This is a genomic window from Ureibacillus acetophenoni (assembly GCF_900220965.1).
GTDB lineage: Bacteria > Bacillota > Bacilli > Bacillales_A > Planococcaceae > Ureibacillus > Ureibacillus acetophenoni.
Window position 1 is genome coordinate 24237 of the sequence record NZ_OBQC01000018.1, and the last position, 15543, is coordinate 39779.

Below are 15543 nucleotides of genomic sequence, written 5' to 3' on the forward strand. Positions count from 1 at the left end.
CTCCCGATTTTTTATAGCTCTTTTAAAAATTCTCCACCATCAGAAAGTAAATCAAGTTTTCCTGTACCTGGATCCATAACTAATCCATGAACTGGAACACTTTTTGGCATAAGTGGGTGGTTACGTACAATTTCAACACTTTTTAATACGCTAGTGCTTACATCACCAAATCCTCGCAGCCATTCAACTAGGTCAATACCAGTATAATTTACGATGTTAATAATATCATTATTCACACCACGTTCAATCATCTTATCAATCATTTGACCGGGTTCAACAGAACTCATTCCACAATCATGATGGCCAATAATGTATACTTCGTCAGCTTTTAATTCATACACAGCTACGAGAATACTTCTCATAACTGCTCCAAAGGGGTGACTCACTTGTGCTCCAGCACTTTTTACGACCTTCACATCACCATTTCTCATATTCATTGCTTTAGGTAACAGTTCAACTAATCTTGTATCCATACAAGTTAAAATAACAATTTTCTTATCTGGAAATTTTGATGTTATGTAAGGCTCGTATTGTTTAAATTTAACAAAGGATTCGTTAAAACTTAAAATATCATGTAAAGATGACATACTATGTTCTCCCTTACTATTTATTTTTTAATACTATAACAAAAAAGCATAAAAAAAGTCGACAAATTCTTTTTAGTGAAGTTGTCGACTTTAACATTATTAATATTTTTCAGTTGGTTTAGGATCAATTTCTACTGAAGAATGTGAATTTAAACCCATTCGTAAATAATTGATAAACATTGCAAGACTAATCATTAAAACTACAAAGAATCCAGCTACTGTTGAAATATATAAGCCCATAGTTAAACCCCTTTCTAGTAAGCAAGTAATCTAAAAATATTATACTACAAAGTCCACGATAAATGTTAGGAAATCCAGTAAAATCTCTTTCCAATATGATGCATATGAGTCGGATTTTTGACATTGCAATACAATGAGTATGTTATTATGCAATATATTATACCAAATTTTCCTATATAGTTCATGTGTAGATTTCATAATTTCGTCGAAATATAGAGAATTACCACTTATATTTAAACTATATAGTTAATAAAGTTATAAAATTGACGAAATAAATGGTAGTGAGTAATTGGAGGTAAACATATGGATATTTCTTCATTAATAGGGATTATACTTGCTTTTGTTGCTATAGTTCTAGGAATGTACTTCAAAGGCGTTACACCCGATGTATTAATTAACCCTGCCGCAATACTAATCATTATCTTGGGGACAATTGCTGCGGTAACAATTGCATTCCCTATGAAAGAGTTAAAACGTGTTCCGAGATTATTTGGAATATTATTTAAAGAAAGAAAATTAACGAGTGACTTTGAAATTATTAAAATGTTTTCAAGTTGGGCTGATTTAGCACGTAGAGAAGGTCTACTCGCTCTTGAAAGTAGAGCTGCTGATATTCAAGATCCATTCCTAAAAAACGGCTTATCATTGGCTATTGATGGTCAAAATGCAGATTACATACGTGATGTTTTGACGGAAGAAGTAGAAGCGATGGAGGAACGTCATGCTGCAGGTGCAGCGATTTTCACTCAAGCAGGTACATATGCCCCAACTTTAGGGGTACTTGGAGCAGTTGTCGGTTTAATAGCCGCATTAAAAGATATGAACGATATTGAAGCACTAGGCTACGCAATTTCAGCAGCTTTCGTTGCCACTTTGCTTGGTATTTTTACTGGTTATGTACTTTGGCATCCTTTTGCCAATAAATTAAAACGTAAATCTGCTGAAGAAGTGAGACAAAAAAGAATGATGATTGAAGGTGTTTTATCTGTTCTCGAAGGGGAAGCTCCTCGCGTAATTGAACAAAAGTTAGCATCTTACTTAACGATGGAAGAACGTAGAAAAATAACGGCTGAAAGCGGGGCGAACGGCCTTGGCAAAGAAAACTAATCGTAGGAAGAAAGAAGAAGAAAATATTTCAGAATCATGGCTAGTACCTTACGCTGATATATTAACCCTATTATTAGCCTTGTTTATCGTACTGTTTGCCTCAAGTAATGTTGATCAAGAAAAGATGGACCGTATGTCGCAAGTATTTAGCCAAATATTTGATGGTGGCACAGGTTTTCTAGATGAACAAGCTGTTATTGAACAAACAAGAATGGGAAACAATTTTACAAAAGAGGAAAAAGCATATATAGAAGAACAAGAGGCCCTGAAAGAAATACAAGGTCAAGTTGATAATTTTATCGCTGTCAATGAATTAGAAAACACATTTGTAACTTCTATGACAGATAACGGTTTATTAATAACTATACGTGATAGCATACTATTTGACCCTGGGAAAGCGGATATAAAACCAGAGTACCTACCGATTGCAGAAGAGTTATCTAAAATTCTTGAAATGGATCCTCCACGTTATATAGTGATTACAGGTCATACCGATAATGTCCCTCATAATGGTGTAGTATTTAATTCCAATTGGGACTTATCCGTTATGCGTGCAGTAAATTTACTTGAAATAATTGTAGAAGGTAATCCAAATCTTGATCCGCGATATTTTAGTGCAAAAGGTTATGGCGAATATAATCCAATTGCATCAAACGAAACAGCAGAAGGTAGAGCACAAAATCGACGAGTAGAAGTATTGATACAACAATTAGTTAATGAAGATGGAACAACAAATTAGTTAGAATAAATTAAAGACAAAATCTCAAGCTAAAAAAAGAATTGAGATTTCGTCTTTTTTTCTTTATTTTTATTAAACAACTGTTTATAATGGTAAACAGTTGTTTAAACTTGTTGGAAGGAGGGCTGTGTGTTGTCAGATAAAGAACTTCAAATATTAGAAATGATTAAAACTAATCCATACTTATCTCAACAAGATATGGCAAAGCAGTTAAACATCTCACGACCAACATTAGCCAATATTATTTCTGGATTAATGAAAAAAGGTGAAATCATAGGACGTGCGTATATTTTACCTGAAAAAAATTCAGTTATTGTTGTTGGTGGAGCAAACGTTGACCGTAAATTTCACCTAAATGAAGTAGTGCAATATGGTACATCGAATCCATCTGATATCTCAATTAGTGTAGGTGGAGTTGCCAGAAATGTTGCGGAGAATTTAGGAAGACTTGGTTCAAACGTAAAACTCATTACTCTAATGGGGAAAGATCAAGATGCTCTATTTATTGAAGAGGCGAGTAAAGCCTATGTAGATCTTGATTTAGTTGTAAAGCTAGACGAAGAAAAGACTGGTTCATATTCGGCCATACTAAATCCAGATGGTGAATTAGTATTAGGTCTTGCAAATATGTCAATATACGATTTACTCCTACCTAATGTTTTAAAACAATTTGAGGTGACGTTGCTAAATACGTCATGTATTATTGCAGATTTAAACTGTCCAAAAGAGACTGTAGAATATTTACGTGAAATTGCTATTAATAGAGATATTAAATTTACAATTGTCCCTGTTTCCTCTTCAAAGATGAAAAATATGCCTGATGACTTAAAAGGTGTTGCATATTTCATATGTAATTTGGACGAAGCAGAAAGTTACTTAAATATTCGAATAGAAAAAGACGAAGATTATAAAAAGGCTGTTCAACTATTACTTGAAGATGGTGCAGAAAACGTTGTGCTAACCCTCGGGGAACGAGGTGTCTATATTGGAAATTCTTCTGGTATTAAACATCTTAAGCCAATAAGAGTCAATAAAGTGCAAGATGTAACAGGTGCTGGGGATGCTTTTGTAGGTGCTACTATGTATGGTGTTTTAGCAGGAGAATCTTTTGAGGATGCTGTTCGATTAGGTTTATATAATGCATCAAAAACGATCGAATCAGACTATACGGTAAGACATGATTTAACGATCGAGGAATTAACAAATTGGAGGAATTCATAATGGAAAAATATTTATCATATTCACAAGAAGTATTAGAAGCAAAAGAAAAAGGACTACCGATTGTAGCTTTAGAATCAACAATTATCTCTCATGGTATGCCATATCCACAAAACGTTCAAACGGCTCGTGAGGTAGAAGACATTGTACGTTCTTATGGAGCAGTACCTGCTACTATCGCAATTATCGATGGGAAAATTAAAATCGGTTTAACAGACGAAGAACTTGAAATGTTTGGTAATGCAAAAGATGTAGCTAAAGCTTCAAGAAGAGATTTAGGCTACTTAGTAGCTACTAAAAAATTAGGAGCAACAACAGTTGCTGCTACAATGATTGCTGCGGAATTAGCAGGAATTGAATTGTTCGTAACTGGAGGAATCGGTGGGGTACACCGCGGCGCAGAAACAACAATGGATATTTCAGCTGACTTAGAAGAATTAGCACAAACAAATGTAGCTGTAGTATGTGCAGGTGCTAAATCAATCTTAGATATTGGTTTAACTCTTGAATATCTTGAAACTAAAGGGGTACCTGTAATTGGATATGCTACAGATACATTACCAGCCTTCTTCACTCGTGAAAGTGAATTCGGATTAAATTTAAGAGCAGACTCTCCAGAAGAAGTAGCAGATACAATGCGTGCAAAATGGGATCTTGGATTAAAAGGTGGAGCTGTAATTGCAAATCCAATTCCTGAAGCAGATGCAATGGAATCTTCATTTATCAATGGAATTATTGAAAATGCATTAAAAGAAGCAGATGAAAAAGGTATTAAAGGTAAAGATGTAACACCATTCTTACTAGGTAAAGTAAAGGATTTAACTGAAGGGAAATCTTTAGAAGCAAATATTGCGTTAGTAAAAAATAATGCTGTAGTTGGTTCACAAATTGCAGTAGCTTTACAAAAAAATAAATAATAATAATGTTTCATACTATTGGTGCGATTCTTAAATAAATCCACAAAAAAAGAAGTTCTTAAAGGGTGTAAAATACTCTGTGTTGGCAAAAGCTAAGACAGGTAAGTATGTATCCCTTTTTAGAACTTCTTTTATTTTGTATTTACTTTCTTAAAGAACCTAATTCAGAAACAATCGCTTGCATTTCACTTGGGCTAAAGGAGTTTCGTTTCATTACCATTTCATAAAGGTAGTGGATATCTTCATAATTTTCATCAGTGAAATGTTCTGATTTCATAGCATCAACGTTAACCATACGAAGTTTTTCTTTAATTTGCTCAATCATGAAAACAACATTTTCTTTTGTTGGGTTTGATAAATCCATTTCATAATCCGCCTTTCAAAGTTTACTTATTAATCATTTCATTTCAACATAAAGAAGTCAATAAAAAGGTGACCCATTAGGCCATACGCTTTCAAAAAGTGTTAACATTCATTAAAATGGAAATACAAAGGTTTATACCCAAATTGAGGATTTCCCTTTCAAAACTAGGAGGTATTATAAATATGAGTCAAAGTAAATTATTAAAATCAATGCTTGCTGGTGCTATTATTGGTGCTGCTTTAAGTATGTTGGACCGAAAAACAAGAGAACATACGATGAATAACATAAAAAAGGCATCTGAAACTGTCCAATATTATGCGGCACATCGCGATGAACTACAACAAATGATTGAACAAAAAGTTCAACAAGTTCAGAAGCTTTATGAGACAACACAAGATAATGTAAGTTTTATTAAAGATAAAATTACCGAAGTATCAGAAATTCCGGTTGCAGTTCAAGATATAGTGGAAGAAACAAAAACAACTTTTACAAACCCAATTAACTAAATAACATTGGCGGATTATTTTTATTTCCGTATAAGAAAATCATCAATGCATCTTTTGTCACTATTCGTGATGTATTAGTGAAAGGAAGTGAGCTTTTTGGTAAGTGAAGACAAAAAAGTACCAAATAAAAAAGGTCTAAACTTTATCTTCTCTTTCCTTTTTCCTGAAAAGTCAAAAGTTGATATTACAACATCTAAGGGATTGGTACAGGATTTGTTGTTACGTATGTATGCTGTTGACGTTTCAGGATTAGGCGCTCAATTAGCATACTTCTTTTTACTATCTTTTTTTCCACTTTTGATTTTTTTAGTCGCTTTACTTCCTTTATTAAATTTAAATCAAGAACACGTTTTTGATTTTATGCAAAGTGTTGTTCCTACAGAAGTGTTTTTATTAACTCAAGGAACTCTTGTTGATATTTTAACGAGTAATAACAATGGCGGAATACTATCATTAAGTATTATAGGCACGATGTGGTCAGCGTCAAGAGGTGTTAATGCACTAATAAAAGCACTAAATGAAGCTTATGATACGAAACCAAAAATAGGAATTATAGTCCGTGGGTGGTCCATTGTATTTACAATTGCTTTAGTGATTATTATATTAATCGCTCTAACTTTACCAATTATTGGATTAAGATATGGTTATCAATTATTCGACTATTTAGGGTTTGAAAAGTCATTTATTACAATATGGATGTATGTTCAGTGGATACTTCCTCCTTTACTCATATTTATTGTGCTTTTATTAATTTACTGGATAATACCGAATACAGATCCACGTTTAAAAATTTTAAGTGTCCTACCTGGAGCAATTTTTTCGTCAGTTGCATGGGTTGTTTTAATTTATGCTTTTTCATATTACATTAATAACTTTGGTAATATTTTTTCTACTTATGGAAGTATTGCAAGTGTAATTGTTTTAATGCTTTGGCTGTACTTTACTGGAATGATCTTAATTTTTGGAGGGTTGTTAAATGCAACATTCCAAAGTCGAAGGTTGGCAATGAGGAGAAAAAAGAGACTAAGTTAAAACAGCTTTCGTAAAGGGATTCCTTGCGAAAGTTGTTTTTTTATCCAATTGGCAGCAACTAATAATCTATAATGATTTACAAATGTAAGTTATTAGTAGTTGCAATTATAATTTATTTATATATAATAATGACTGGTTGACCGTACTTGGATTTTGGTCACTTTTGGAGGGATACTTGTGGATCGTAGACAAGAAATTTTACTCGGTGCGGCAAAGTCATTTTCCATGTTTGGATATAAAGCTACAACTATGGAGCAAGTAGCGAAAATTTCGAACGTTGGAAAAGGAACAATCTATAATTTTTTTACGAATAAGGAAGAACTTTTGCAAGAAGTTGTTATTTCAATGATTCGTGACATGAAAGCTGAGGCAGACCAAACGATATCGTCTGATGTGAGTTTTATCGAAAATGCTCACAATGGGTTAATGAAGATGCTTCAATTTAGAGAACAGCATTTATTGTTCGCAAAGTTAATCGAAGAAGAAAAGGCTATGCAAACTCCAGCTGTAAAACAGATGCTCGTGAAAATTGAAGAAGAGATTGTTACTTATATAGGCAAACGTATTCAAATAGGGATTAATAAGAACGAAATACGACCATGTAATACTCAGCTTGTTGGTTATTTATTATTAAAATCTTATTTAGCGATGGTTGTTGATTGGCAACTAACTCATGAAGAAGCGCTTCAAGAAGAGGAAATTTTGGGGCTTTTTAAAGAAACGATATTTCGAGGGCTTGCCATAGCACCTTAAATTTGTTTTCTATAGGAAAACAAATTTTTTATCCAATAATGTGACCAAATGACAAAATTGGTCATTTAGTTTTAGGGAGATGATATTTTGTTAAAGGCAGAATGGTTGAAAATTTTTAATACGAGAAAAATGCTCATTTCAGTAATCGCTATTTTATTTATTCCGGTATTATATAGTGGCATGTTCCTGTGGGCATTTTGGGACCCATATGCAAACTTAAATAGCATGCCCGTTGCCATACTTAACGAAGATACTGGCGCAACAATGGAAGGAGAGCAACTTGCACTTGGTGATGAGGTAACAAAAAAACTTATAGATAGTGAACAATTTCATTTTATAGAAGTTGATGCAAATAAAGCAGATGAACAATTAAAGAATCAGGAATATTATATTTTAATAAAAATTCCTGAGAACTTTTCACAACATGCCACAACTTTACTTGATGAAAATCCAGAGAAGTTAACGATTGAGTACATTCCAAACGAAGGGTATAACTTCTTAGGTGCACAAATCGGTGATACAGCAATGGAACGAGTGAAGTCAGAGGTAAATACGCAAGTTTCAAAAACATATGCTGAAAAACTATTTACATCAATTACTGAATTAGGTGATGGAGTAATAGAGGCTGCAGATGGCGCGGGAAAAATCGATGACGGAGCTCAAAAAGTTACTGATGGTGCAGAAGAGTTACATGGTTATTTAGAACAATTGGCTGCAAGTTCAATTGAGCTTTCTGATGGCTCTAACACTTTACAAGACGGTATGCAATCAGCTGCAATTGGCTCATCTCAGTTGTTAGATGGTATTAAGCAACTTCAAAACGGTACATCTCCTTTAATGGATGGTGCAAATGCAGCAAGTGAAGGTTCCAAACAATTACAACAAGGTGTAACAGATTATACAAATGGAGTGGCACAGCTGTCAGAGGGACAAAAATCAGTTACTGCTGGTGGTCAAGAATTAGCTACAAATTTACAATTACTAGCTAATGGAACTGAAAATATGGACGACAAAATTGCATCTCTAGCTGAAGGTTCTGAAGGGGTCACAAGTGGGATTGAACAGCTTACTACAGCGCTACAACCGGTACTAGCAAACTTGCCAGAGGCGAATAAACAAGAACTATTACAAACATTGGCTCAAATTCAAGCGGGTAGTTCGCAAGTTAGTAATGGATTAGGTCAACTAAAAGAAGGTACGGTTGATATTGATGATAACATCGCAGCCCTATCACAAGGTGCAATAAATTTAACTGAAGGTCATTTACAAGTTTCTTTAGGTATTGAGCAATTGATGAATAATTCAAACGCGTTAGTATCAGGTGTGACAAAACTAGCTGATGGAAATGCAAAACTAGCTAGCGGATTACAACAATTAGCATCAGGTGCTGATAGTGCAGTAGCAGGTGCTAATGACTTAACATCTGGTATTAGCCAATTAGTAGATGGAACAAATCAAATTTCAGATGGTACAACTTTACTTTCAGAAAAAACAGGTGAGCTTGCTGAAGGATCTACATTATTAGTTGACGGTTCAAAAGAATTAGCAAATGGTACATCAACGTTATCAGGAAAACTTTCGGAAGCTAGTGGAAATGTAGACATTAATGTATCCGATGATAATTACGATATGATGGCTGCACCGGTGGAAGTGGAGAAAACTTCTGTAAATCATGTTCCAAACTATGGTACCGGTTTTGCACCATATTTTATCTCTTTGGGCTTATTTGTTGGGGCATTAGTAGTTTCCATTGTGTTCCCATTAGTGGAACCAGCAATTCGTCCAACTAGTGGATTTAAGTGGTTTATTAGTAAAGTATCAGTATTGGCGGTAATTGGTATTATCCAAGCAGTAATTACAGCAATAGTTGTAATTGGTGCATTAGGCTTAGAAGTCAACAATTTACCGTTATTCATGGGCACAAGTATTCTTACTAGCTTTACATTCTTAGCATTGATTCAGCTATTAGTATCTGTTTTGGGTGACCCTGGACGATTCATTGCAATACTGATTTTAATTTTACAATTAACAACTAGTGCAGGTACATTCCCATTAGAATTAGTTCCTAGTCAATTGCACATCTTTAATGCTTTCTTACCGATGACATTCTCAGTACAAGCATTTAAAGCGGCAATTTCAACTGGCGATACATCATTCTTAATATATAACTGGTCAATTTTAGGTATTTATGCAGTGGCATGTTTAGCAATATCTTTAGGTTATTTCACATTGCTAGTTAAAAAACGTTACTCTAGACAAGCTAATGTTGAACAACAAGCATAAGAGCTAAGGACATATGTCTTTAATCGCTTAAGAAGCAAGCTGAACTATTTAACGAAACTCTATATCAGTGTTTCGTAATAGTTCGGTTTTTTTCATTTTATCTTCACTTCTCTTTATAGTGTCACGTAATCTGACGTATTCCCTGGAATAAATCCTTCGGAGATTATAAAAAAACTCGTAAGAAATTAAATTTCTTACGAGTAAATTACAGTCTCTGTCAAAAAAAAATCTTACTTTATAAATTAGAATACACGCTCTTTGTATTGAGAGAGTTTTTCTAATGAAGATTTCTCAACGTCTGCATGTAATGAATTACCGTGTGAATCCATTGTTACAACTGCTGTGAAGTCTTCCACAGTTAAATGCCACATTGCTTCTGGAATACCAAATTCCATTAAATCTACGCCATCTACTGATTTAATACAGTCAGCATAGTATTGAGCAGCTCCACCGATAGCATTTAAGTAAACACCGCCATGTTCTTTAAGTGCAGCAAGTGTTTTTGGTCCCATTCCGCCTTTACCAATAACAGCGCGGATACCGAATTTTTTCATAATATCGCCTTGGTATGGCTCCTCACGAATAGATGTAGTTGGACCAGCAGCTTTAACAGTCCAGTTACCCTCTTCATCTTTTGCCATTACAGGACCACAGTGGTAAATAATGTGTCCATTTAAATCAACTGGAGCATCATTGCTCATTAAGTGATGGTGGATTGCGTCACGGCCAGTGTACATACGTCCACTGATTTTAACAACATCCCCAACTTTTAACTCACGAATTTGCTCTTCTGTAATAGGAGCTTTAAGTTCTACAACTTTACTATCTGAATTTGTTTCAGTTTTTGGCTCATCACGGAAAGTAACTCTTTCACCGTCTTGATAATGCCATTTTTTAATTTCACCAGTCGTTGCATCGATATCTATTGCCATACGACGGTAAGCCCAACAGTTATAAGCTACCGATACGTAGAATGAAGCTGGGATACGGTCCATCACACCAATTTTACAGCCTAGTAATGTTGCTTCACCACCGAAGCCCATTGTACCAACACCGAATGTGTTTGATTTTTCAACAATATATTCTTCTAATTTTGCAAGGTCTTCATTTGGGTTTACGTCATCAACAGAACGGAATAATTGTTCTTTTGCTAGGTCATAGCCAGAAGAACGATCTCCTCCAATTCCTACTCCGATGAAACCTGCAGAACAGCCTTGCCCTTGTGCTTGCCATACAGAGTGAAGGATACATTTACGAATACCATCTAAGTCACGACCTGCACGACCAAGACCTTCTAATTCAGTAGGTAAGCTGTACTGGATGTTTTTATTTTCACAGCCGCCACCTTTAAGGATTAGCTTCACTTCAATGTAATCGTTTTCCCATTGTTCAAACTTAATAACAGGAACGCCTTCACCTAAGTTATCTCCACTGTTTTTACCAGTTAAAGAGTCTACAGAGTTCGGACGTAATTTTGCATCTTTAGTAGCTTGTACGATGGCATTTTTAATTACAGCTTTAATTTCTAATTGGTTTACGCCAATTGGAGTTTTTACTTTAAAAGTAGGTAAGCCTGTATCTTGGCAAATTGGAGATACATTATCTTCAGCCATAACGATATTGTTAGTAATAGTGTCTAAGCTCATTGCAGCACGAGTACCAGCATTTTCAGCCTCTTTTGCTTTTTTAATTGCGCGACGAACATCAGTAGGTAAGTTTGTAGATGTTTCACTCACTAAATCATAAAGACTTTTTTCTAAAGTCTGTAAATAAGAAGTTGCAACTTGCGACATTGATCTATTCCCCCTAAATAGTTAGAAAAAATGTAATACCATGTTCATTATACCCTTTTAAATCTATTAAAAAAAGACTCGTAGTTTTATATGTAAGTAAAATAAAAACAACAGAACCTGTTTAAGATTCTGTTGTTCGTATTATTGGTCTAGTAATTTTTCCCGGTTATTGAAAATTTCTATTTTTTCTTCAACATCGGTAATCATTTGAATTAATCGATCAATATCTTCAAGGCTTGTTGTTTCTGGATCAATTGATTCTAATACTTCCAAAAACATATGAAGACGTTCTTTTAGATAGCTAATTTGCTGATCTTTATCTGTTATGGAGTTGGACATGGATACACCTCATTCAATTTTTTCACATCGTTAATTATAGCATGTACAATTGTTTCAGAAGAATAAGTAATTAAATAACAATCAATAATTTTGAAATTATTTATTATCAGAATATTTACAAAATTAAGATAATGTGTTAAAGTAATTACAAATATAACGAAGGAGATGGTCGAAGAAAAGATGAAGATGCTCACTCTAAATCGAAAGGGAGGGAGTTTAAACAGTATTCGGCTATCTGTGTATGCTGAATTTTTAGTTTAACTTTATGATGGAGATAATTATGATGTAACCCTAGTGAATGATTGATTCATTGCTAGGGTTTTTTTGTGGAGATTTTTAAATTTTGTTCGTGGCAAATAAACTGATATTTTGGCCAATAAGTCTTTGTTGGTGGCGATTAAATGCTTAGTGGATACTATAACGCTAGTAAGTGGCGAATATCTTTGTAGTTTCGACCAATAACATGTGCAAAAATGGCGGATAAGTCTACCTAATTGGCGAATAAAAGTTGCAATGAACTCATGAACTCTAACAGGTGGCGAATAACCTTTAAGTTCTGGAGAATATTAACTACGGAATGGCGAATAAGTTAATTAAATTGGCGATTAAGGTTCTAGAATTGTAAAATTCATAAGTTAAATAATAGAACGAATAGCCATGCTAAATAAATGCTCAATTCTTTATAATCCGAAAATGACATACGACATATTCAGAATTAAGCGCAATTACACATAATTTTAGTTATGTCGTATATGAAATACGTCAATGAACGAATTTCAAAAGTTAAAATAACGATAAATTTTAAAATGGATATAAACGAAATATTGTCGGAAAATAAGGAATTCCGTACTCGGTATGTTAACATAATTAAGGAACATAACATATGTGCGGAGGACATGCATGAACACTGTAGTAAGACACGATCGACGTTGGTTTTTAACGTTGGTTATTATTGTAGGTATCTCAGGATTTTCCCAAGGGATGTTACTACCCCTTATCTCAATTATTTTTGAGACAGATGGAGTTTCTACCACATTAAATGGATTAAATGCAACGGGTTTATACATAGGTACGTTATTAATTTCCCCATTTGTCGAACAACCATTACGAAAATTTGGATATAAACCAATTATCATTGTTGGTGGAGCAATTGTCTTTGTATCTCTTTTAATGTTTCCACTATGGAAACATGTCGTTTTCTGGTTTGTTTTGAGATTATTAATTGGGATTGGCGATCATTGTTTGCATTTCGCTACGCAAACTTGGCTAACAAGCTCAGCTCCACAAGGAAAGTTAGGAAAGAGTATGGCAATTTACGGATTGTCCTTTGGAGTAGGGTTTGCTGTTGGCCCATTAATGACACCACTTCTAAGAATCTCTGAGTCATTGCCATTTATCGTTTCATCTATTTTATGTTTAATGGCATGGTCGCTTGTATTTTTTATCCACAATGAGCACCCTGCAGTTCTTGCAGGTGATGCGAAGCAATCAAATAGCTTTACAAGATATAAGTTAAGCTTTAAATATGCGTGGTTTGCATTTTTACCACCTTTTGCTTATGGTGCTCTAGAAACTTCTTTGAACGCATTATTCCCTGTATACGCATTACGTATGGATTTTGATCTAACAATGGTGTCGATTATTATTTCATCCTTTTCAATTGGCGGAATAATTACCCAGGTACCACTTGGTCTACTTGGTGATCGTATTGGAAGAAGAAAAGTAATTTTAATAAGTATTTTTGTAGGAACTATAGGTTTTGGAGTTGGAAGTTTCCTTGAAGACTCGGAAATTTTAGTAGCATTTGTATTTTTAACTTGTGGAATGTTCCTTGGATCCATATTCTCATTAGGTATAACTTATATGGCAGATTTAACACCTAAAGAATTACTTCCTACAGGGAATCTGTTGTGTGGAATATTTTTCAGTTTAGGAAGCCTACTTGGACCATTTGTTGGTGGCTTATATTTACAAGTTGTCGAAGGGATTAGTTTTTTAATTTTCATGTCTTCTGTATTATTAATTATTTTTATTATTTTAATAATCTTTAGTAAAGAAACCAATATTGCAGAAACAAAAGGTAGTGAGGCAAAGTAATTGCTTCCTACCTTTTTTAAATTGTCTACAATTGTCAGAATTGTTTGGGTGACAGGTACACATACAACAACATAATTTTCTGAATATTCACATAAGGTGTTAGAAAACTTTGTATGGGGGGGATTTTATGTTAGTTACTTGGACCTGGGTCGTGACGATTGTTTTGAGTGCGGGATTCATTATTATGTCCCTTGTTTTTAGGAAGAAATCTAGTGAAAGCTTTATGCAATTTGCTATTGCAGGTGGGACTCTTCCATTCTTTCTAATTCTATTTACTGACATTGCGACAATTATGGGTGTCGGGAACTTTATTGGTCATTCATCTAAAGGGTTTGAGACAGGGGTTGCCAATATTGTCTTTATCGTTGGGGAACAAGGATCGAAAATTATTTTTGCATTATTGTTTGCAGGGTTTGCAGCTAGATTTACTTATAAGAGTATTGGGGAATTGCTAAATGATTTAATTCTTCGGGACAAAGTATCAAGGGCATTGATCGGTATACTCACTTCTGCAATTATGATTGCATGGATTGGCGGTCAAGCAAAAGGAATGGGAGCTCTATTTGGGACATTTACCGGGATGGATCCAATGCCATTAATTTTCTTCTTCTCGGCGGTATTCATCGCTTATACAATGATCGGCGGAATGTATTCGGTTGTATGGACTGATTTAATACAAGGTGCAGGACTAACAATTCTTGCTATATGGTTTTACTACGTTGTGTTTGGAAAAATTGATTTTAGTTATGGAAAACTTACGCAAATGCTATCAGATGTTGGTGCAGCAGAACTAACAACGTTAAATATTTCATTCTTTGAAGTTCTTACATTGTTTGTCACAGGATGTTTTGGTATTTTGGCAGCACAAGTATACTGGCAACGTAGTTTTGCTGCTAAAAATCCAAAAGCTGCGAGTCGTGCAATGCTTTATAGTGGATTCTTTGCAATTGGATTTACGGCATTAGCTTCTATTTCGGGGATGGTTATAAAGGCTTTAAATCCGGATGTGGAATCTGCAAATGCTATTTCATGGTTAATTATGAGTGAAATGTCTCAATTTGCAGCTGTGTTGTTCTTTATTCTAATTTTCTTAGCTGCGATTTCAAGTGCGTCTTCTCAATTACATTCAGCAGCGGTTGTAATTGTAAATGACTTAGTGATGCCATTTAAACCAGGAATGAAGGATAAAGCATTAGTTTCTTTATCGAAATGGCTAGTAGTCGTAGTTGGTGTATTTTCAATTTTGGCAGCATTATATTCTCAATCGATTATTAGCTTATTCGCCTTTGCCTACACGATGACAGGTGGTGGGGTTGTACCGGTATTAATCGTTGGTTTACTTTGGAAAACTAGAAAAGGCGAACAATTTGAAATGGGTTATCAAAACAGTAGAGTTTCCGTTTGGGGTGGAAGAATCGGCTTAGTATCTGGAGCTGTAGTATCAGTTGTATTCGGAATTTTATGGGGAGTATTAGTTTCAGCACTTTTAACAATTATCGTTTCTTTAATATTACCGAACAAAAAAGATCCGAATGAAATTAACGCTAACGAAGTGGCAAAAGCTTAAT

The 15543-nt window shown here is 34.5% G+C and carries 15 protein-coding genes; 10 read left to right on the plus strand and 5 right to left on the minus strand.

What is annotated here, in order from left to right; translation table 11 throughout:
* Positions 1-11: 11 nt before the first annotated feature.
* Positions 12-587, minus strand: coding sequence for a beta-class carbonic anhydrase (locus CRO45_RS17720; protein ID WP_097150963.1), 576 nt, complete (start codon positions 585-587; stop codon positions 12-14).
* Positions 588-686: 99 nt separating this feature from the next.
* Positions 687-827: a hypothetical protein gene (locus tag CRO45_RS20160; RefSeq protein ID WP_170949551.1), complete on the minus strand. Its 141-nt coding sequence runs from the start codon at positions 825-827 to the stop codon at positions 687-689.
* Between the two features lie 303 nt (positions 828-1130).
* On the opposite strand from CRO45_RS20160, the gene motA reads away from it, so the two are divergent.
* The 4 genes from motA to CRO45_RS17740 all read left to right on the plus strand — a co-directional run bounded on the left by motA (position 1131) and on the right by CRO45_RS17740 (position 4808).
* Positions 1131-1934, plus strand: coding sequence for a flagellar motor stator protein MotA (motA, locus tag CRO45_RS17725; RefSeq protein ID WP_097150964.1), 804 nt, complete (start codon positions 1131-1133; stop codon positions 1932-1934).
* Positions 1918-2673 (plus strand): flagellar motor protein MotB, encoded by a 756-nt coding sequence (motB, locus tag CRO45_RS17730; protein ID WP_097150965.1) that lies wholly within the window; start codon positions 1918-1920, stop codon positions 2671-2673. Before motA ends, motB begins: the two co-directional genes overlap by 17 nt.
* Before the next feature lie 132 nt (positions 2674-2805).
* The gene (locus tag CRO45_RS17735) at positions 2806-3894 is read left to right on the plus strand and encodes a carbohydrate kinase (protein WP_097150966.1); all 1089 of its coding nucleotides are present in this window, start codon (positions 2806-2808) and stop codon (positions 3892-3894) included.
* Positions 3894-4808 (plus strand): pseudouridine-5'-phosphate glycosidase, encoded by a 915-nt coding sequence (locus CRO45_RS17740; protein ID WP_097150967.1) that lies wholly within the window; start codon positions 3894-3896, stop codon positions 4806-4808. The genes CRO45_RS17735 and CRO45_RS17740 overlap by 1 nt, the downstream gene beginning before the upstream one ends.
* 142 nt (positions 4809-4950) lie before the next feature.
* Here the strand turns inward: CRO45_RS17740 and CRO45_RS17745 are convergent, their stop codons facing one another.
* The gene (locus CRO45_RS17745) at positions 4951-5172 is read right to left on the minus strand and encodes a DUF1128 domain-containing protein (RefSeq protein WP_097150968.1); all 222 of its coding nucleotides are present in this window, start codon (positions 5170-5172) and stop codon (positions 4951-4953) included.
* Between the two features lie 182 nt (positions 5173-5354).
* On the opposite strand from CRO45_RS17745, the gene CRO45_RS17750 reads away from it, so the two are divergent.
* The 4 genes from CRO45_RS17750 to CRO45_RS17765 all read left to right on the plus strand — a co-directional run bounded on the left by CRO45_RS17750 (position 5355) and on the right by CRO45_RS17765 (position 9746).
* Positions 5355-5678, plus strand: coding sequence for a YtxH domain-containing protein (locus CRO45_RS17750; RefSeq protein WP_097150969.1), 324 nt, complete (start codon positions 5355-5357; stop codon positions 5676-5678).
* Positions 5679-5774: 96 nt separating this feature from the next.
* Entirely contained in the window at positions 5775-6710 is a 936-nt protein-coding gene (locus tag CRO45_RS17755; protein ID WP_235864655.1) for a YihY/virulence factor BrkB family protein, read from the plus strand.
* Positions 6711-6887: 177 nt separating this feature from the next.
* Positions 6888-7463, plus strand: a complete 576-nt coding sequence (locus CRO45_RS17760) for a TetR/AcrR family transcriptional regulator (RefSeq protein ID WP_097150970.1) — start codon at positions 6888-6890, stop codon at positions 7461-7463.
* Positions 7464-7550: 87 nt separating this feature from the next.
* Positions 7551-9746 carry a YhgE/Pip domain-containing protein gene (locus CRO45_RS17765; protein ID WP_097150971.1) on the plus strand — a complete coding sequence of 732 codons (2196 nt, stop codon included), beginning with the start codon at positions 7551-7553 and terminating at the stop codon, positions 9744-9746.
* Positions 9747-9988: 242 nt separating this feature from the next.
* Here the strand turns inward: CRO45_RS17765 and CRO45_RS17770 are convergent, their stop codons facing one another.
* Positions 9989-11539 (minus strand): fumarate hydratase, encoded by a 1551-nt coding sequence (locus CRO45_RS17770; RefSeq protein ID WP_097150972.1) that lies wholly within the window; start codon positions 11537-11539, stop codon positions 9989-9991.
* Between the two features lie 141 nt (positions 11540-11680).
* Positions 11681-11878, minus strand: coding sequence for an SE1561 family protein (locus tag CRO45_RS17775; RefSeq protein ID WP_097150973.1), 198 nt, complete (start codon positions 11876-11878; stop codon positions 11681-11683).
* Positions 11879-12778: 900 nt separating this feature from the next.
* Here CRO45_RS17775 and CRO45_RS17780 point away from each other — a divergent pair.
* Together CRO45_RS17780 and CRO45_RS17785 are read left to right on the plus strand one after the other, a co-directional pair.
* Entirely contained in the window at positions 12779-13975 is a 1197-nt protein-coding gene (locus CRO45_RS17780; protein ID WP_097150974.1) for an MFS transporter, read from the plus strand.
* A gap of 127 nt (positions 13976-14102) precedes the next feature.
* On the plus strand, positions 14103-15542 hold the full coding sequence (locus CRO45_RS17785) for a sodium:solute symporter family protein (RefSeq protein WP_097150975.1): 1440 nt from the start codon (positions 14103-14105) through the stop codon (positions 15540-15542).
* Position 15543 lies beyond the last annotated feature (1 nt).

What these genes read in the sequence shown, in the direction of transcription:
- CRO45_RS17745 (WP_097150968.1), bottom strand. Translation starts at nt 5,172, where the DNA reads ATGGATTTATCAAACCCAACAAAAGAAAATGTTGTTTTCATGATTGAG.
- CRO45_RS20160 (WP_170949551.1), bottom strand. Translation starts at nt 827, where the DNA reads ATGGGCTTATATATTTCAACAGTAGCTGGATTCTTTGTAGTTTTAATG.
- CRO45_RS17775 (WP_097150973.1), bottom strand. Translation starts at nt 11,878, where the DNA reads ATGTCCAACTCCATAACAGATAAAGATCAGCAAATTAGCTATCTAAAA.
- CRO45_RS17780 (WP_097150974.1), top strand. Translation starts at nt 12,779, where the DNA reads ATGAACACTGTAGTAAGACACGATCGACGTTGGTTTTTAACGTTGGTT.
- CRO45_RS17750 (WP_097150969.1), top strand. Translation starts at nt 5,355, where the DNA reads ATGAGTCAAAGTAAATTATTAAAATCAATGCTTGCTGGTGCTATTATT.
- CRO45_RS17785 (WP_097150975.1), top strand. Translation starts at nt 14,103, where the DNA reads ATGTTAGTTACTTGGACCTGGGTCGTGACGATTGTTTTGAGTGCGGGA.
- CRO45_RS17720 (WP_097150963.1), bottom strand. Translation starts at nt 587, where the DNA reads ATGTCATCTTTACATGATATTTTAAGTTTTAACGAATCCTTTGTTAAA.
- motA (WP_097150964.1), top strand. Translation starts at nt 1,131, where the DNA reads ATGGATATTTCTTCATTAATAGGGATTATACTTGCTTTTGTTGCTATA.
- CRO45_RS17740 (WP_097150967.1), top strand. Translation starts at nt 3,894, where the DNA reads ATGGAAAAATATTTATCATATTCACAAGAAGTATTAGAAGCAAAAGAA.
- CRO45_RS17770 (WP_097150972.1), bottom strand. Translation starts at nt 11,539, where the DNA reads ATGTCGCAAGTTGCAACTTCTTATTTACAGACTTTAGAAAAAAGTCTT.